This is a genomic window from Spirosoma knui (genome assembly GCF_054780635.1).
Genome location: NZ_BAAGVY010000005.1, coordinates 179,438 through 196,491 on the forward strand (window position 1 = coordinate 179,438; position 17,054 = coordinate 196,491).

Sequence of the window (17,054 nt, forward strand, 5' to 3'; positions counted from 1 at the left end):
CAATGCCGCAAGTATGAAACTACCCTGTTTTGTGCTTGCGGCATTTTCGGTTTCGTCTGGTTACTAATGCCTTGGTCGGTTTATATTTTATCTAAATTATAGGCACTAGCCACCTGTTTTCTTTGTATATTGTAGAGTATGACAAAACGCCACGTAAGGCTGCTATAATTCGTTATGTTAAATGTAATACAGCTCTTACCGGACTCGATAGCCAACCAGATTGCTGCTGGTGAGGTAGTTCAGCGACCTGCTTCGGTCGTGAAAGAACTGCTTGAAAACTCAGTGGATGCAAAAGCTAAATCGATACAGGTAATAATTCGGGAGGCTGGCCGAAACTTGATCCAGATCGTGGACGACGGGGCAGGTATGACTGAAACCGACGCCCGGATGAGTTTTGAACGGCACGCTACGTCTAAAATACGGTCGTCAGATGACTTGTTCCGGATTCGCACTATGGGGTTCCGGGGTGAGGCCCTGGCTTCTATTGCGGCCGTAGCGCAGGTCGAAATGCGAACTCGGCGGGCCGAAGATGAACTGGGTACACTCATACGTATTGAGGGCTCCGATGTGAAAGCGCAGGAGGCCATTTCATGCCTGCCAGGGACTAATCTTCTTATAAAAAACCTGTTTTTTAACGTACCAGCTCGCCGAAATTTCTTAAAGTCAAACTCGGTTGAGATGCGGCACATCCTCGATGAGTTTCAACGCGTGGCTCTGGCTAATCCCGAAGTAAGCTTTTCACTGTTCCACAACGATCAGGAGATTTACAATCTGCCGGCTGGCAAACTAAGTCGCCGGATCATTGATATGTTTGGCAAGAGCTACCGCGAGCAGCTAAACTTTTGCGAAGAGCAGACGCCCTACGTTACTGTGCACGGGTACATAGGAAAGCCTGAGTCGGCTAAAAAAGCACGTAATGAGCAGTTCTTCTTTGTAAACAACCGGTACATAAAGCACAATTATCTGCATCATGCAGTAATTGGAGCGTATGAAGGAACCTTGCCGGAAGGAAGTCATCCGTTCTATGTCTTGTTCATTGATATTGACCCGTCGCACATTGATATCAATATTCACCCGACGAAAACAGAAATAAAGTTCGACGACGAACGCTCAGTCTATGCGATTATGATGGCAGCCGTTCGGAAAGCGGTTGGCGTTTATAATCTGGCTCCCTCACTCGATTTTGATTCAGATGTCAACTTCCTGTCAGGTGGCCGGGGAGCCGGCGCTGCCAAGCCCGCGGGAATGGATAAGCCCGATGCGGCCCGACCGATCACCGCTTCGTGGGCTACTGGCAGCCAACCTGAACGCAGCCCTGACCCGGTAGCGAAGCCCACAAATGAGCGGAGTTCGTCTCGAACAAGTTCGCTGGACAAAGCGGCTGGTACTAGCTTTGATATGCCTAAGAAGCCGTCAGTGAATAACTGGCAAGCTTTATTTGAAGGAGTCAGCCCAGGCAGTAGTCCGACGCGAGAGGATAAGCCAACAGAAGACGACTGGTTAGGGAGTTCTAAACCAGTACCGGCTCCGGCGGCCGATCAATCCACTTCTGAAATGGAGCCTGTTACGTTGGGAAGCCGCGCCAATCAGTTGCAAGTTGTTGAAACGCAGGAGCACGAAACCCCACAAGTTGGCGAAGGAACAATCGTTCAATTGCAGAATCGGTATTTGCTGGCTCCGGTTAAATCGGGCATGATGCTGATCGATCAGCGACGTGCCTACGAGCGAATACTGTACGACCAGTTCCATTCGGCCCTGACTAAACGTAGCGGTTCGTCGCAGCAGCTTTTGTTTCCGAAAACGGTTGTTTTAACGCCGGTTGATTTTCAACTCGCTCTTGAATTGCGGGATGACTTAGCCAGTCTAGGCTTCGAATTCGACGAATTAGGGCAGAATACCTTTGTGATTCGGGGCGTGCCCGCGTTAACAACGGGCGAAAACGAAGAAGAACTATTTGCTAATTTGCTGGCTCAGCTACGAGCCGACACCGGGCGGCTGAAACTGGATCGGATTGAATTACTGGCTCGTTCTTTGTCCCGTCGTTCGGCTGGTCGCCATGCCGTGCGTTTGAGCTCAACGGAGTGTAAAGCGCTGGTGGATCAGCTGTTTGCGTCGGACAATCCAAGCTATACACCAACCGGCGAGCCCATAACGGTTGTATTGACGTTGGATAAGATTGCGGGACTTTTTCGCTAAAAATTAAGTTATTCGGGGTAAATTGTCCTCTACGAATGTTTGATCTTACTCCGGTTGTTCGCACGTTACTGTTACTAAACGTACTGGTATTTTTTTTTACGAATGAGACTATTATTCAACAATTTGGGTTGCACTCATTTTTGTCAGAACGATTTAATCCGATCCAATTATTGACGCACATGTTTCTGCATGGTGGTTTTGGCCACATATTCAGCAATATGATCGGGTTACTGGTGTTCGGGCCAATGCTGGAGCGATTTTGGGGGCCGCGCCGGTTTACGTTCTTTTATTTCTTTACCGGGCTGGGCGCTGCCCTGTTGTTTTCGGGCATAAACTATTTCGAGGTTAGTGGCGTATATGAAGCTGTTCGTGAGTATCGAATGAACCCGACACCCGACGGTTTCTTAAATTTTGTTGATACGCACGCATCGTCTCTGTACGACAGGCTGAATACGGTAATTGAGCAGTACCAGCAGTTTCCGGGAGATGCCAAAATTCAGGAGTACACGGTCCGTATCGTAAACGGAATCTACACCGAGCAGGTAAACCAACCGATGGTTGGCGCATCTGGTGCTATATTTGGAGTTATAATGGGGTTCGGATTATTGTTTCCAAACACTCAGTTATTTTTATTGTTTCCACCTATACCGGTTAAGGCAAAATACCTCGTTATCTTTTACGGGGCCATGGAAGTTTATTCAGGTATCTATCAGTCGCAGGCTGACAACGTAGCTCACTTTGCTCATATAGGCGGCATGCTGTTTGCATATATACTGGTTAAATACTGGGGTTCACAACGAAAAACGTTTTATTAGTGATGAGCGGGTTGTTAGATGATTTTCGAAGCGAATTCAATAAGCCCAACAATACGTTGGTTCAGCTTATATTGATCAATACCGTTGTCTTTCTAGTGCTGTTGTTGGCTAGGGTTAGTCTGCAAATGGCCGAGAAAGATGCTGTTTATGGTTTAATCTTAAAACAGTTAACGATTCCCGGATCGATCACTGATTTTTTGCATCGGCCGTGGACGCTCGTTACTTATTTCTTTTCCCACCAAGAGATATTCCACATTCTTTATAACATGCTTTTCCTATACTGGTTTGGCCGGTTGATCGATGAATATCTGGGTAGTCGTCGTTTGATCGGACTGTACATTATGGGTGGGTTAGCCGGCGGGTTGCTGTTCCTGGCTATGTATAATTTGGTCCCTTACTTCGAAAGTCGCGTTCAATTAGCACAGATGCTCGGGGCGTCGGCCGCTGCGTTTTCAGTAGCCGTGGGAGCCGCTACGTTGCTGCCCAACTATACGTTCCATCTGTTGTTCTTTGGTCCCGTACGAATCAAATATATCGTCTTCTTCTTTGTCATTCTGTCTATTGCCCAATCAGCGGGTGCCAATGCCGGTGGTAATCTGGCTCACTTGGGGGGCGCAATCATGGGCTTCTGCTATGTTAAGCTTTTGCAAAGTGGCACCGATCTGGGGCGACCAATTTACTGGATTGTGGATGGGTGGAGCAGCCTGCTTAAGCCCAAGCCAGCCGTAAAAGTGTCGTATCGGCAACGGAGTAGTGCCAGCACGCAGGCTAGTACGTATGCTACGGCAGGAAGTACTTCATCGGCGATTTCAACGCCCGATCAGGACGAAGTCGATACAATTCTAGACAAAATATCCCGCTCAGGCTACGAAAGTCTAACCCGCGAAGAAAAGCAAAAACTATTTCGGGCCAGCCAACGTAATTAGGCTTGTCTGACAGCGCTATTTTTTCAAGTACCTAAAAAGTTAAGCCTTGACTGTCCGAAATGATTTTCACGACAGTCGGGGCTTAACTTTTTAATAATATACGAAAAATCAAGTACATTCGCTGTATAAAGCAACGGGAAAAATACCGAAGTAAACATTGTACTTTATACGTCTGTTGTAATACGGACGCTTTTCTGCTACGAACATGCTGATTACTCCCGGCAGTCTTTTGGCTACCATCAACACTCCCGACGATCTTCGTAAACTCGACAAATCTCGATTGCCCCAGGTTGCCGATGAACTTCGTCAGTTTATTATTGACGATGTATCGGTATACGGCGGTCATTTTGGGGCCAGCCTCGGTGTGGTTGAGCTAACGGTGGCTTTACACTACGTATTCAATACGCCCGACGACCAGCTTGTGTGGGATGTAGGTCACCAGGCGTACGGGCACAAAATTTTAACGGGGCGAAGAGACCAATTTCACACTCAGCGGTTCTATAAAGGGCTGTCAGGCTTTCCAAAACGTAAGGAAAGCGAGTACGATGCATTTGGTGTTGGTCACTCGTCTACGTCTATCTCGGCCGCTTTGGGTATGGCTGTAGCCTCGCAGTTACAGGGCAATACAGAGCGGCACCATATTGCTGTGATTGGCGATGGTGCTATGACGGCCGGTGAAGCCTTTGAGGGCATGAACCATGCCGGGGCCACCGACTCCAATCTGCTGATCGTCCTGAACGATAATTGCATGAGCATCGATCCGAACGTCGGTGCGCTCCGGGAATACCTGACGGATATCACTACCTCACAAACCTACAACAAAGTAAAGGATGAGGTCTGGAATCTGCTGGGCAAGATGGATAAGCTCGGCAAAACGGCTCAGGAGTTAGTATCGCAGGTGCAGTCGGGCATCAAATCGTCGTTGCTGGAGCAAAGCAACCTGTTCGAGTCGCTGCATCTCCGCTACTTCGGTCCCATTGATGGGCACGATATTGATCATCTGGTAAGCGTTCTGGACGATCTTAAGCACATACCAGGTCCTAAGCTGCTGCACATTCTGACCGTTAAAGGAAAAGGGTATGGACCAGCCGAAAAAGATCAAACCAAGTGGCACGCTCCGGGTCTATTCGATAAGGTAACCGGGGTCATCAAAAAGAAGGTATACGATACGCCCCAGCCGCCGAAATACCAGGATGTATTCGGACACACATTGGTTGAGCTGGCTGAGCAAAACCCGCGTGTCGTAGGCGTTACGCCCGCTATGCCATCGGGCTCATCCATGAATATCATGATGAAAGCCATGCCAACGCGGGCTTTTGACGTTGGTATTGCCGAGCAGCATGCCGTTACGTTCTCGGCTGGTATGGCTACGCAGGGTGAGGTCGTGTTCTGTAATATCTATTCAACCTTCATGCAGCGGGCCTACGATCAGGTGATTCATGACGTTTGCATTCAGGAACTCCCCGTGATTTTCTGTCTGGATCGGGCTGGTTTTGCCGGAGCCGACGGACCTACGCACCACGGCGCGTATGATCTGGCTTATATGCGTTGCATCCCGAATATGATTGTCGCGGCTCCAATGGATGAGCAGGAACTTCGGAACATGATGTTCACAGCGCAGTCAGACGAGGTGCAGCAAGGCAAACAGGCGTTTACCATTCGCTACCCGCGGGGAGAAGGTGTGCTGCCGAATTGGCGCACTCCGCTCGAAAAGCAGGTGATTGGCAAAGGACGGATGATCGCCGATGGTGAAGACGTAGCGATTCTGACGATTGGACATATTGGCAACTACGCCGTCGAAGCATCCCGATTGTTAGCCAAAGAAGGTATTCGCCCGGCTCATTTCGATATGCGTTACGTAAAACCGCTCGACGAAGAAATGCTGCATCAGATTTTTAGCCGTTTCGATCGGGTGCTAACCGTTGAAGATGGTTGCGTCATGGGGGGCTTTGGAAGCGCTGTGCTTGAGTTTATGGCTAACCATGGCTACATGGCTCGCGTCAAGCGGCTGGGTATTCCCGATGCTGTTATAGAACACGGCGAACAAATTGAATTACACCACGAGTGCGGTTTCGATCCGCAGGGTATTGCCGATGCCGTTCGTGAGCTTCTCTTTACCCGCAGCGCAGTCGCTGTTTAATTGATTCGTTTTTTCTTGTCATTCTGATCAGAGAATACGCTTTCACCTTAGCTAATCAGCGGTGAAGGTCTTCTCTGATCAGAATGACAATTTTTTGAGTACCCAATGAAAGTTTACAAGTTTGGAGGAGCATCGGTTAAAGATGTGGCTGGTGTGCGTAACCTGGCGAACATTATTCAACAGCAAGGGCAGCAGGTGATTGTGGTCATATCGGCCATGGGAAAGACAACCAATGCGCTGGAAGTTTTAGCCAGGGCTTACGCTGATCAGCAGAAGGACTTGCTGGAAAGCCAGTTGCAAACGATACGTGCTTACCATGAAGAGATGCTGGGCGAGCTGGCGGGCGATTTCTCGGCTGTTCACCAAACCTTCGCTCAGCTAGCCGATTTTCTGCGTCAGCCGTCAGTAGGCGCTTACGATGAATGGTACGACCAGATCGTTTCAGTAGGCGAGCTCCTTTCTACCCAAATTGTAGCGGCTTACTTACAGCACCTTGGCTTACCTATTCAATGGGTCGATGCGCGGCAGCTAATCCGAACGGATGCGACATTTCGCGAAGGACGCGTAGACTGGACTGTAACCGAGCAACGTAGTAAGAATAAAATCGACCCGAATGTGATCACGATCACGCAGGGCTTTATCGGTCAGACTATTGACGGCCGTACCACAACGCTTGGCCGTGAAGGCTCCGACTATACAGCGGCTATTTTTGCGTATTGCTTAGATGCCGAAAGCGTTACGATCTGGAAAGATGTGCCGGGCGTACTGAACGCTGATCCGAAGTGGTTTGACGAAACGGTGCTGCTGGATCGGATTACGTATCAGGACGCGATTGAACTGGCGTATTACGGGGCAACGGTCATTCATCCGAAGACAATCAAGCCGCTACAGAATAAAGGGATACCGCTTTACGTTCGATCATTCATCGATCCGCAGAAGCCCGGTACGGTGATCGGCGATTTTCAGCAGCATTTGTCTATTCCCTCATTCATTTTCAAGATCAACCAAGTCTTGATTTCGCTGCACCCGAATGATTTTTCGTTTATAGCCGAAGATAACCTGAGTCGAATCTTTGGCCGATTTGCTCAACTGGGCGTCAAAATTAACCTGATGCAGAACACCGCCATCAGCTTCTCGGTGGTAGTGGACAACAATTCAGACCGTATTCCGGCTTTGCTGGAGGAGTTGAAACAGGGCTTTCGGGTCACTTACAACGACGGCCTGGAGCTGATTACTATTCGCTACTACGACCAGGGAACAATCGACCGGGTGCTGGTGAACAAGAAACTGCTGCTGGAGCAAAAAAGCCGCTATACAGTCCAGCTGGTCGTACGAGATCTGGGCGCTGTTCAGTAATTGGTTGAACCAGTCCGTTAAACAGGCTTAAAACTTAGGGCAGGGCAGTTTCTTATCCCGTCTGCGCACTCCGGCCCGACGACCTTCGGGTTTTTCGAAAATATAGGATAACGATAACTCGTGCGACCCTCCACTGTTACCGAGTGTCGATACCGTGAAATCGTAGCTATAGCCGATCGAAAACTTATCCACTCGGTAGCCAGCCAACAAGGCAATGGCATCGTGGTTGTTGATGGTCTGATCGTACTTCTTAAACGGAATACCCCGGTAGTAAGCACCAACGGTCAACGGTGCGTACGTCAGATAAGCACCTAAATCCAACTGGTCGTACTTGCCCTGAAACTTGTAAAGAACCACCGGCGAGAAACTGATTTCCCGATCCGTTTCATCGGCCAGACCCGTAAAGCCCATGAGCGGAATCCGTAAACCAGCCTGAATGCTACCTTTAACCGGTAACCGTTCGTTGTTGCCAACGAAAAAACCCTGATTAGGCCGGTTGATGTGGTGCGCTGATGCGCCAATCCAGAACCAGTCGGAGTAGAACAGGCCACCAGTCGAAAAGTCCAGGTATTTATTTTTTGGTGAACCCGCCAGCAACGTTGGGTCAGACGTAACACTGCCCGTAATGAAACCCCGGTCGGTAAATTGATCACCCGTAGTCAGGCCAAAGTAATTCACATTTCGGTTTACATAAGAGCCCTGCAAGCCTAACCGTACAAACGATTCTTCGCCAACCTGAAATTGATAAGAGTATTGCAACCCTATCTCTGTTGACTGAATCCTACCCTGACCCTGGTTGTCATTTTGAATCAAAAGGCCAACGCCACTATTGACCCGGTCGAAGTAATGATCGAGGCCGATCATGGTCGTTACGTAGTTGGTAATGGCTGGCCACTGGTTCCGATAGTTCGCCGTGATACGCGGGGCCAGCGCCGACCCGACAAACGCGGGGTTCAGGTACAACGGAGCTGCATAAAACTGAGTAAACTGAGGGTCTTGCGCAAAGGCCGCGCGGCTAATGGCTAGCGTCAAAATCGTCAGTATATATTTCTTAATCATAATGACTTAATCGTGGCAAAGACTGGGCCAAATTCATTGTTGCAACGTTGCGAAGTGAAACGAAGTATATACAACGTAATACTCTCTAAATTTAGACGGAATGCGAGTGCTTTGGAGACTGTCGGGTAATAAAATTTTAGCAGAACAGCTTCGTTTATACTAACGTAATGCCCCCGTTGTTGTTATGCCGAGGGACGAATTTGAGTGGAGGGCTTATTCAGCGTTTATACATGCTAACTTTTATTAATTATACACGTTTACTTGCGCTCTGGACCGTGCTGATTGCCTTGATTGGGCTTTCCACCGCTCAGGCACAGGTATCATCACAGGGAATCAGGATTAGGGGTAAAGCTTGCGTACCGGATCAGGAGTGTAAAGCCGATTCACTCGTCCTTACAGACAGTATACAGGCGGGCGTAACGACGCGAGTTTGGGATTTTGGTGATAACAGCATCGTTACCAAACAAAACGATTCGGTAGCTCGACATGTTTATCAGCAGCCTGGCACGTATACAGTTCGATTAACACGTACAGTTAATGGAACGTCTCTAGTTTCGGAACGTAAAATTACGATTGGTACGCCACCGTCGCCATTTGCTAACTGGCGAACCGATACAACCATCTGTAAAGGCGAAAAGATCACGCTTGATCCATACCAGGGCGGTTCCGCTCCGCAGGGGGTAACCTTTTTGTGGTACCCTAAAGGACAGACGACACAAAGTATTGAAGTCGACAGTTCAGGGTGTTATTCCGTGGAGGCTATCGGGCCGAATGGCTGCTCCTATCAAGATCGTATCAACGTCGATGTGTGTGGTGAAAAGAAAGAGTCGCAGGGGGTAAAGTGGTATTTCGGAGCTAATGCGGGGCTGGATTTTAGCGGAGGTGGTACGCCTAAACCCATTGACGACGCTAAATTGAACACCATTGAAGGATCATCATCCATTGCCAATAGCAAAGGAATTCTGCTGTTCTATACCGACGGGATTATCATTTACGATAAAGATGGAAAACCGTTGAAATCGCTTGACCCGCGCGACTCGGCGGCAACCGCAACGCCTATTCCGTTAGGGGGTAACCAGAAATCGACACAGTCCGCCTTAATTGTTCCAAAGCCAACGTGTCGGGGTTGCGAATACCTGTACTACGTGTATACTACGTCTGAGATTCGTGGGCAGAAACAGCTGACGTATAGCATTGTTGATATGCGACAGAACGGCGGTAAAGGCGCTATTGTTGAGAAAAACATTCCTGTCAGCCAACCTGGGCAAGGTACTGAACAGTCAGCGTCAGTGCGTAATGATCGCGATTCTACGTATTGGGTTATCTCCCGGGTATACGGTACGAACACATTTGAAATCCGGCACCTGACCCGCGCCGAAACACCTACAACCACTACGTACAGTGGTGGACAAACTATTGACTCGCTCCAGCAGGCGGAAGGTTACATTAAAATTGGGCCAGCTGATACGACGGGCGGTAACAAAGGAAATCGACCCATGGCGGTTGTTATTCCAGGTCCACCGAAGAACTCAGTTGATTTATACACTTTCAATGATTCAACCGGGATAATGACGTTTAATCGAACGCTTGACTTAGGACCTGCGCCCCCCAAGGCGTACGGGGTTGAGTTTTCGCCCGATGGTAATAATCTGTACGTAACGATGCTGGCTGATACCAACGCGGATGGTAGCCTGAAGGGATCGTCTTATATTCTAAAATACAATTTAAGTCAGAAAGACTCCTTGCTCACGGCCTCCCGAACGGTGGTGGATAGCAGTACAACTCGGCAGTATGGGTCAGTCCAGATCGGCCCCGACGGCCGAATCTATGTGGCCGTAAAAGGAAGCAATTCGTTGGCTACGATCGAAAATCCGAATGCCGGCGGTATATTGGACAGCCTGCAGTTTAATCCAAACGGACAGTCGCTTGGGGGTAAAACCAGCCAGTTAGGGTTGCCGAACCTGGTTGCGAACTTTAACGATAACTCAAGCGGGCCGGGCTTTACCTACGCCGATACGTGCGCTAACCAGCCCACTACGTTCCAGGCTAGTCCGAACTGTCCGAAGCTAAAAGAAACTTACACTTGGGATTTTGGTGACGGTAGCGCACCTACCTCAACAACGGCGCTAAATCCCATACAGCATACGTATAAGCAGCCGAGGGACTATACAGTCAGCCTGCGGATCGTGACCCGAACCAGCAATGGGGGAATCTGTAAAGACACTATTATCAAGGACACGATCACCATCGTTGAAACGCCACCCGATGTAAAATTCGGCGCTGATACATCCATTTGTAATAAGAAGGGCATTACGCTTGATTTGAAAGTTGACGCCAAAATCTATGCATGGATTGTGAATGGGAGGGTAGTCAGTAGGCAAAAGACCGTCACGATTACCCGAATCGGTTACTACCAGGTTATTGGTATAGCCGCCAATGGCGGGTGCTTTAAGAGCGATACGATTCAGGTGCTTATCAAGCCGGTACCAGCGCTGGATCTTGGGCCTGATACGGTTGTGTGTTACCGGGCGTCGGTTAAGCTGACCGTTCCCCAACTCACCTGGAAAGAGTTTCAGTGGAGTAACGGCGAAACCACGCGCGACATCTCGGTATCGAAAGGTGGATCGTACAGCGTTACCGCCCGATTCAACGAGCCAGACGGTGGCGTCTGCGAGAATGCCGATACCATTCAGGTAAATGAACTGCCAAAGCTGAATCTGCGTGCTGCGCTAACCGATCCTAAGTCCTGCACATCCGCGGATGGGGCCATAGAAGTAACACCCAGCGCTGCTGGCCGATACGCGTACGTCTGGGCGGATGCCTCAGGACCGCTTTCGGGTACCGCTAATAGACAGTTGGCTATCCCACCCGGTTCGTACTCGGTAACCGTTACCGATTCCGCCTATTTCTGTGAGACCGATACGTCATTTACGCTGAAACAGCCAAGCGCTCCTACGTTCAATCTCACCAAAGACGCGTATCTATGCGTAGGCGATGCGGGTAAGGCGCAACTGGTGGCGAGTGGGGGCAGTAACCTAAGCTTCTTCTGGCCTTCGCTGAACGAAACTAATGCAATCGTGACGGTAAATCAGACCGGCGACTTTGTTGTGCAGGCTACTGATCCGCAGGGATGTACAGCTACGGCTACTGCACGAGTCATTAATCTATGTGAGCCGCGCGTCAACGTACCGGATGCGTTTACGCCGAACAACGATGGCCAGAATGATCTGCTCCAGGTGTTTACTGCCTACATTACGGATTACGAGTTCAGGATTTACAACCGATGGGGCGAAGTGATATTTGTGAGCACAAATCCCGAGCAGAAATGGGACGGAACCTACAAAGGAAGTACGTACCCAGCCATGACGTATCCGTACGTCGTAACCTACAAAAGTGAGTCGTTTCCAGAGCGTGGTCAGGTCACAAAACGGGGTACGGTAATGCTAATTAGGTAGCGGTTTTCTCCTGTTTTTTTTGTAAATTTGATGGAAACGATCTGCCCGGATTTGTCTGAAAAACAGGCTTTATTCGGGTAGGATTGCACAAAATCAATACCATGCGAAACGACTTTCTGAAGGGAACGAACGACGGAATGACCACTACCGATAAAGAGATCGAACGGGCGCTCCGGCCGCTGTCGTTCGAAGACTTTACGGGCCAGGCAAAAGTGCTCGAGAACCTCGAAGTATTCGTGCGGGCAGCTATGCAACGGGGCGAAGCGCTCGACCACGTACTGCTTCATGGACCTCCCGGCCTGGGCAAAACAACGCTGTCGCACATTATAGCGAATGAACTCAACGCCAACATCAAGATGACCTCTGGGCCGGTGTTGGACAAGCCGAGCGATCTGGCCGGGCTGCTGACGAATCTGCAACCGAACGACGTCTTGTTCATCGATGAGATTCACCGGCTCAACCCCATTGTGGAAGAGTATCTGTACTCAGCTATGGAGGATTACAAGATCGACATCATGCTCGATTCTGGACCGAATGCCCGGACGGTACAAATTAAGCTTAATCCGTTTACGTTGATTGGCGCCACGACGCGGGCCGGTATGCTGACGTCTCCGCTGCGGGCGCGGTTTGGTATTAGCTGCCGGTTGGAGTATTACGATGCCCAGCTTCTGACGAGCATCGTACAACGGTCAGCTGCCATTCTCGGTACGCCTATCGACGAGTCGGGCGCTTACGAGATTGCCCGTCGGAGCCGGGGTACACCACGTATCGCCAATAACCTGCTGCGTCGAACCCGTGACTTTGCGCAGGTGAAAGGAAATGGGTACATCAACGTCGACATTGCCGAAATTGCCCTGAGTGCACTCGATGTGGATCAGAATGGGTTAGATGACATGGATAACCGGATTCTGCTGACCATCATCGACAAGTTCAAGGGCGGGCCGGTAGGGCTGACCACGATTGCCACCGCCTGTGGTGAAGAAGCCGAAACGATCGAGGAGGTATACGAGCCATTTCTTATTCAGGAGGGCTTTTTAAAACGTACCTCGCGTGGTCGCGAAGCGACCGAAAAAGCATATATGCACTTAGGCATTGTGCCACATTATAAAACCGGAGAGTTATTCGGTTAATAAAAAAGCCCTCTACGTAGAGGGCTTTTTTGTTGGCCGTTGACAGGTAACGGGTTTTATGTTCTTAGTTAAGAATCTTGCTCTTATAGATACAGTCAATTATCTCGGACACGGCCGAGTCGACAAGATAATAGTAAATATTTTTGCCACTACGTCTAATATCCAATATGCCCTTGTCACGCATGTTAATCAGATGGTGAGAGATTAGTGACTGTTCCGCATTCAGATTTTTATAAATCGTTGATACGTTCAGTTCTTTATTGTCATTCAGCATTTGAATGATTTTGATACGTAACGGGTGGGCTACGGCTTTAAGTACATAAGCCGCTTTGTCAATACGTTTATCGTCGTCCATAACCTTATCAGTAGCCATACGAAAATGTGATTGTCAGGTGTGATACTTAGGCAAGATAAGTTAAAAAGTCTCATAGTTTATGGACTAACATGCTGAAAGTGAGCTTTCTTATTTAAAGGTAAATTTGTATCCTATCAGGGCATGTAAACTTGTTAATAGATTTGGTTTATAATAAATATATTAGTAAGATTTACTCATAATTGATATCAATAACCGCGAAGAGTCAGTCAGCTATCGAGCCGCTGAATTACCTGACCGGTTGCCGCGCCATCCGATCAGAAATACGCCGGTAAGCACCAGCAAAGTCCCCACAATCTGTTCTGTACTGATGCGCTCATGAAGGATCGTACTCGATAACACGATTGTAAATATTGGCCCCACGCTGCCGATGATGGACGCATTACCGGAGCCAACCCGTTTGATGCCTTCGGTAATCATGAACGTAGGAATCACCGTTACAAAAATACCCATGCCCAATCCCAGCGCATAGACGGGCATCGGATAGTTGCCGATTTGCAAGCCATTCTGGATCAGGCAATGAATAACCGTCGGTATTGTAGCCGCCATCATGGCGTAACAGGTATAGCGCTGGGAACCGACGTGAGCGATCATGCGATCGCTGCCGACCAGATAAACCGCATATACCAAACCACTTAGGATAACCCAAAAGGCACCCAGGACAATGTCTCGTTGAGACGAGGTTTCAATATTGCCGATGAAAGCGATGAATATACCAGCATAAGTCAGGCCAAGCGCCAGCAGCTGCAACCGCGTAACGCGTCGCCCGAAACCAAAGGCATTCATGAGCAGCACGAAGGTAGGATACGTAAACAGCAGAATCCGTTCCAGGCTGGCCGTAATGTAAACCAAACCCAGGAAGTTAAAGAAGCTGGCAAAATAATAACCCGTAATGCCCAGCGCTGCTAAGGTCAACCATTGCCGGATAGTAAGCTGAACAGGGGGAAACTTACGGGCAAGGTTTAGCGCGATACCGATGTAAAACGGCAGGGCAAAAAGCATGCGTAACGTGAGCAGCGAAATCGTATCGATTTCGTACTGATACGCCAGCTTAATCAGAATACCTTTCGTAGCAAAGCAGAAAGCCGCTAAAAACACCAGAAAGGCACCAAGCCAGTATCGGGTACGAGTAGATTGCGGCAACATGAACGAGTTTATTCAGTCAGTGCTGATCTAGATCAGCACTGACTGAACGGAACATTTATTTCTGGCGGAAAAATAAGGTTAGCGGAACACCCGTAAAGTCAAAATGGGCCCGAATTTTATTTTCCAGAAAGCGCTGATAAGACTCCTGAACGTACTGCGGCAGATTACAGAAAAACACAAATGTTGGCGCAGGAGTGGGCAATTGAAGCATGTACTTGATCTTGATCATCTTACCTTTCATAGAAGGTGGAGGATAATTTTCGATTTCAGGTTGTAACGCTTCGTTCAGTTTTGAGGTGGCTACTTTCTTACTCTTGTTTTCGTAAACCTCCATTGCCTTTTCCATAACCTGAAAAATGCGCTGCTTTTCGTGAACCGACGCGAAGACGATGGGCAGATAGTCAATCGGCATCATCCGCTCGATCATGGCTTTCCGCAGCACATCAGCGGTACGGTGGTCCTTTTCAACGGCGTCCCATTTGTTAACCATGATGACTACGCCTTTTTTCGCCTTAACCGCCTGACCAATAATGTTCAGATCCTGAGCTTCCAAACCACGCGTAGCATCGAGCATAACGATGCACACATCAGACTCTTCCATAGCCTTAATCGACCGTAGCGTGGAGTAAAACTCAATATTGTCCTGAATTCGGGCTTTGCGTCGAATACCGGCCGTATCCGTTAGAATAAAATCTTTCCCATACGCTCTGTAGCGGGTGTTGATCGCGTCGCGGGTGGTACCGGCAATGTCGGTTACGATGCTACGTTCCTGCCCCGTTAATACGTTCAGGAACGATGATTTCCCAACATTAGGTCGGCCTATAATTGCGATGCGGGGAATACCCGCGTCAGGGTCTTCTACCCCCTGTATCTGGAAGTGCTTAACCACTTCATCCAGCAAGTCTCCGGTACCGCTGCCGGTCATCGACGAAATTGGATACGGGTCACCTAAGCCCAGCCCATAAAATTCGACAGCACTATGGGTTCGTTCCGAAGTTTCGGCTTTATTCGCCACTACGTAAACCGGCTTCTTGGTCCGACGTAATACGTCCGCAAAATCCTCGTCTAAGCCGGTTATACCGGTTTGTGTATCAACAACAAACAGCAGAACGGTCGACTCCTGGATCGCGATTTCTACCTGCTCCCGAATCGACTCTTCAAACACATCTTCTGAGCCAACCACGTAGCCACCGGTGTCGATAACGGTGAAATATTTGTCGTTCCATTCGGCCGTACCGTAGTGCCGGTCGCGGGTAACACCACTCTGATTATCCATAATGGCCTGCCGCTGTTCCGTTAACCGGTTAAACAGCGTGGACTTGCCCACATTTGGGCGGCCAACTATTGCAACAATATTTGCCATGATTTTAAAAAGGAGAAAGGAGGAGCGGAAGGAAAGGGAAGAAGGGGCAACTGGTTGGGTGGGGTATATTCTAATCCTATTCCCCCTCTTCCCTTTCCTCCTTCCTCTTTTTATTCATCGTACCCTAAGCGCTTGAGCATACGCTCTTTCTGGCGCCAGTCGGGTTCAACTTTAACGAATTGCTCTAAAAATACTTTTTTGCCGAAGAAGCGTTCCAGTTCTTCACGGGCCATGATGCCCGTTTTCTTGATCATCTTACCGCCTTCGCCCAGCAGAATTGCGCGCTGGGTAGCGCGTTCTACCAGGATTTCGGCCTGGATCACAATGATGTCTTCTTTCTCCTTAAAGCCCATTACTACAACTTCACTGCTGTAAGGAACTTCCTTCTTGTAATTGAGAAATATCTTTTCCCGGATGATTTCCGACGCAAAAAAACGCTCCGGCTTATCCGTCAATTCATCTTTCGGGAAGTAAGGCGGGTGCTGAGGTAGACGGTTGATAATGCCCTCAAATACGCGATCGATGTTGAAGCCGTTCAAGGCAGAAATAGGAATGATTTCCTGCGCGTTGAAATGCTCCTGCCAGTACGCAATTTTTTCTTCCACCTGCTCCTGCGTGGCCTGATCAATCTTATTAATCAGCAACAGAATGGGCACTTCCGATTTTTGAAGCCGCTGAATAACGTCGTTTTCGTCGTGCTGCTCAAAAATGTCCGTAACAAATAGCACCACATCGGCATCTTCCAGTGAGCCACGTACAAAGCTCATCATGGATTCGTGGAGCTTGTACTGGGGCTTTATGATGCCGGGCGTATCGGAGTAAACGAGTTGGAATTCCTGACCATTATGGGTTCCGTTCAGAATACCCATAATGCGGTGGCGAGTGGTCTGCGCTTTGGAAGTGATGATTGATAATCGTTCGCCAACCAGTTGGTTCATCAGCGTTGACTTACCGACATTCGGTTTACCAACGATGCTGACGAAGCCGGCCTTATGATCGGCCGGAAAATTTTCTACAGATTTTGTGTTCATGTGTAGGTGATCCCACTAATTGATTTTCAGTGGCTTTAGAAAACAACTCCCTGCTGAAAAAAAA

The 17,054-nt window shown here is 48.9% G+C and carries 12 protein-coding genes; 7 read left to right on the top strand and 5 right to left on the bottom strand.

The genetic code is table 11. The features are described 5' to 3' along the window. Nucleotides 1-174: 174 nt before the first annotated feature. The 5 genes from mutL (at nucleotide 175) to ACYVIY_RS13150 (ending at nucleotide 7,433) form a co-directional block, all read left to right on the top strand. The gene (gene mutL / locus ACYVIY_RS13130; protein WP_460976806.1) at nucleotides 175-2,196 is read left to right on the top strand and encodes a DNA mismatch repair endonuclease MutL; all 2,022 of its coding nucleotides are present in this window, start codon (nucleotides 175-177) and stop codon (nucleotides 2,194-2,196) included. A 35-nt stretch (nucleotides 2,197-2,231) separates the two neighbouring features. Next, a complete protein-coding gene (locus ACYVIY_RS13135; protein ID WP_460976807.1) occupies nucleotides 2,232-3,011 on the top strand; it encodes a rhomboid family intramembrane serine protease in 780 nt (259 codons plus the stop codon). A gap of 2 nt (nucleotides 3,012-3,013) precedes the next feature. Continuing rightward, on the top strand, nucleotides 3,014-3,937 hold the full coding sequence (locus ACYVIY_RS13140) for a rhomboid family intramembrane serine protease (protein ID WP_460976808.1): 924 nt from the start codon (nucleotides 3,014-3,016) through the stop codon (nucleotides 3,935-3,937). Nucleotides 3,938-4,142: 205 nt separating this feature from the next. Further along, the gene (gene dxs / locus ACYVIY_RS13145; protein WP_460976809.1) at nucleotides 4,143-6,077 is read left to right on the top strand and encodes a 1-deoxy-D-xylulose-5-phosphate synthase; all 1,935 of its coding nucleotides are present in this window, start codon (nucleotides 4,143-4,145) and stop codon (nucleotides 6,075-6,077) included. A gap of 105 nt (nucleotides 6,078-6,182) precedes the next feature. After that, nucleotides 6,183-7,433, top strand: coding sequence for an aspartate kinase (locus tag ACYVIY_RS13150; RefSeq protein ID WP_460976810.1), 1,251 nt, complete (start codon nucleotides 6,183-6,185; stop codon nucleotides 7,431-7,433). 27 nt (nucleotides 7,434-7,460) lie between these two features. Here ACYVIY_RS13150 and ACYVIY_RS13155 read toward each other — a convergent pair whose 3' ends face one another. After that, nucleotides 7,461-8,492: a PorP/SprF family type IX secretion system membrane protein gene (locus ACYVIY_RS13155; protein ID WP_460976811.1), complete on the bottom strand. Its 1,032-nt coding sequence runs from the start codon at nucleotides 8,490-8,492 to the stop codon at nucleotides 7,461-7,463. 230 nt (nucleotides 8,493-8,722) lie between these two features. On the opposite strand from ACYVIY_RS13155, the gene ACYVIY_RS13160 reads away from it, so the two are divergent. Next, complete coding sequence (locus ACYVIY_RS13160) at nucleotides 8,723-11,947, top strand: PKD domain-containing protein (protein ID WP_460976812.1); 3,225 nt, start codon at nucleotides 8,723-8,725, stop codon at nucleotides 11,945-11,947. A gap of 101 nt (nucleotides 11,948-12,048) precedes the next feature. Further along, nucleotides 12,049-13,077, top strand: a complete 1,029-nt coding sequence (gene ruvB, locus ACYVIY_RS13165) for a Holliday junction branch migration DNA helicase RuvB (RefSeq protein WP_460976813.1) — start codon at nucleotides 12,049-12,051, stop codon at nucleotides 13,075-13,077. Between the two features lie 64 nt (nucleotides 13,078-13,141). Here the strand turns inward: ruvB and ACYVIY_RS13170 are convergent, their stop codons facing one another. The 4 genes from ACYVIY_RS13170 to era form a co-directional block, all read right to left on the bottom strand. Beyond that, complete coding sequence (locus tag ACYVIY_RS13170; protein WP_460976814.1) at nucleotides 13,142-13,450, bottom strand: ArsR/SmtB family transcription factor; 309 nt, start codon at nucleotides 13,448-13,450, stop codon at nucleotides 13,142-13,144. 213 nt (nucleotides 13,451-13,663) lie between these two features. After that, nucleotides 13,664-14,596, bottom strand: coding sequence for a DMT family transporter (locus tag ACYVIY_RS13175; protein ID WP_460976815.1), 933 nt, complete (start codon nucleotides 14,594-14,596; stop codon nucleotides 13,664-13,666). A 55-nt stretch (nucleotides 14,597-14,651) separates the two neighbouring features. Continuing rightward, complete coding sequence (der, locus tag ACYVIY_RS13180) at nucleotides 14,652-15,959, bottom strand: ribosome biogenesis GTPase Der (RefSeq protein ID WP_460976816.1); 1,308 nt, start codon at nucleotides 15,957-15,959, stop codon at nucleotides 14,652-14,654. A gap of 110 nt (nucleotides 15,960-16,069) precedes the next feature. Further along, a complete protein-coding gene (gene era / locus ACYVIY_RS13185) occupies nucleotides 16,070-16,990 on the bottom strand; it encodes a GTPase Era (protein WP_460976817.1) in 921 nt (306 codons plus the stop codon). Nucleotides 16,991-17,054 lie beyond the last annotated feature (64 nt).

What these genes read in the sequence shown, in the direction of transcription:
- mutL (WP_460976806.1), top strand. Translation starts at nt 175, where the DNA reads ATGTTAAATGTAATACAGCTCTTACCGGACTCGATAGCCAACCAGATT.
- ACYVIY_RS13135 (WP_460976807.1), top strand. Translation starts at nt 2,232, where the DNA reads ATGTTTGATCTTACTCCGGTTGTTCGCACGTTACTGTTACTAAACGTA.
- ACYVIY_RS13140 (WP_460976808.1), top strand. Translation starts at nt 3,014, where the DNA reads ATGAGCGGGTTGTTAGATGATTTTCGAAGCGAATTCAATAAGCCCAAC.
- dxs (WP_460976809.1), top strand. Translation starts at nt 4,143, where the DNA reads ATGCTGATTACTCCCGGCAGTCTTTTGGCTACCATCAACACTCCCGAC.
- ACYVIY_RS13150 (WP_460976810.1), top strand. Translation starts at nt 6,183, where the DNA reads ATGAAAGTTTACAAGTTTGGAGGAGCATCGGTTAAAGATGTGGCTGGT.
- ACYVIY_RS13155 (WP_460976811.1), bottom strand. Translation starts at nt 8,492, where the DNA reads ATGATTAAGAAATATATACTGACGATTTTGACGCTAGCCATTAGCCGC.
- ACYVIY_RS13160 (WP_460976812.1), top strand. Translation starts at nt 8,723, where the DNA reads ATGCTAACTTTTATTAATTATACACGTTTACTTGCGCTCTGGACCGTG.
- ruvB (WP_460976813.1), top strand. Translation starts at nt 12,049, where the DNA reads ATGCGAAACGACTTTCTGAAGGGAACGAACGACGGAATGACCACTACC.
- ACYVIY_RS13170 (WP_460976814.1), bottom strand. Translation starts at nt 13,450, where the DNA reads ATGGCTACTGATAAGGTTATGGACGACGATAAACGTATTGACAAAGCG.
- ACYVIY_RS13175 (WP_460976815.1), bottom strand. Translation starts at nt 14,596, where the DNA reads ATGTTGCCGCAATCTACTCGTACCCGATACTGGCTTGGTGCCTTTCTG.
- der (WP_460976816.1), bottom strand. Translation starts at nt 15,959, where the DNA reads ATGGCAAATATTGTTGCAATAGTTGGCCGCCCAAATGTGGGCAAGTCC.
- era (WP_460976817.1), bottom strand. Translation starts at nt 16,990, where the DNA reads ATGAACACAAAATCTGTAGAAAATTTTCCGGCCGATCATAAGGCCGGC.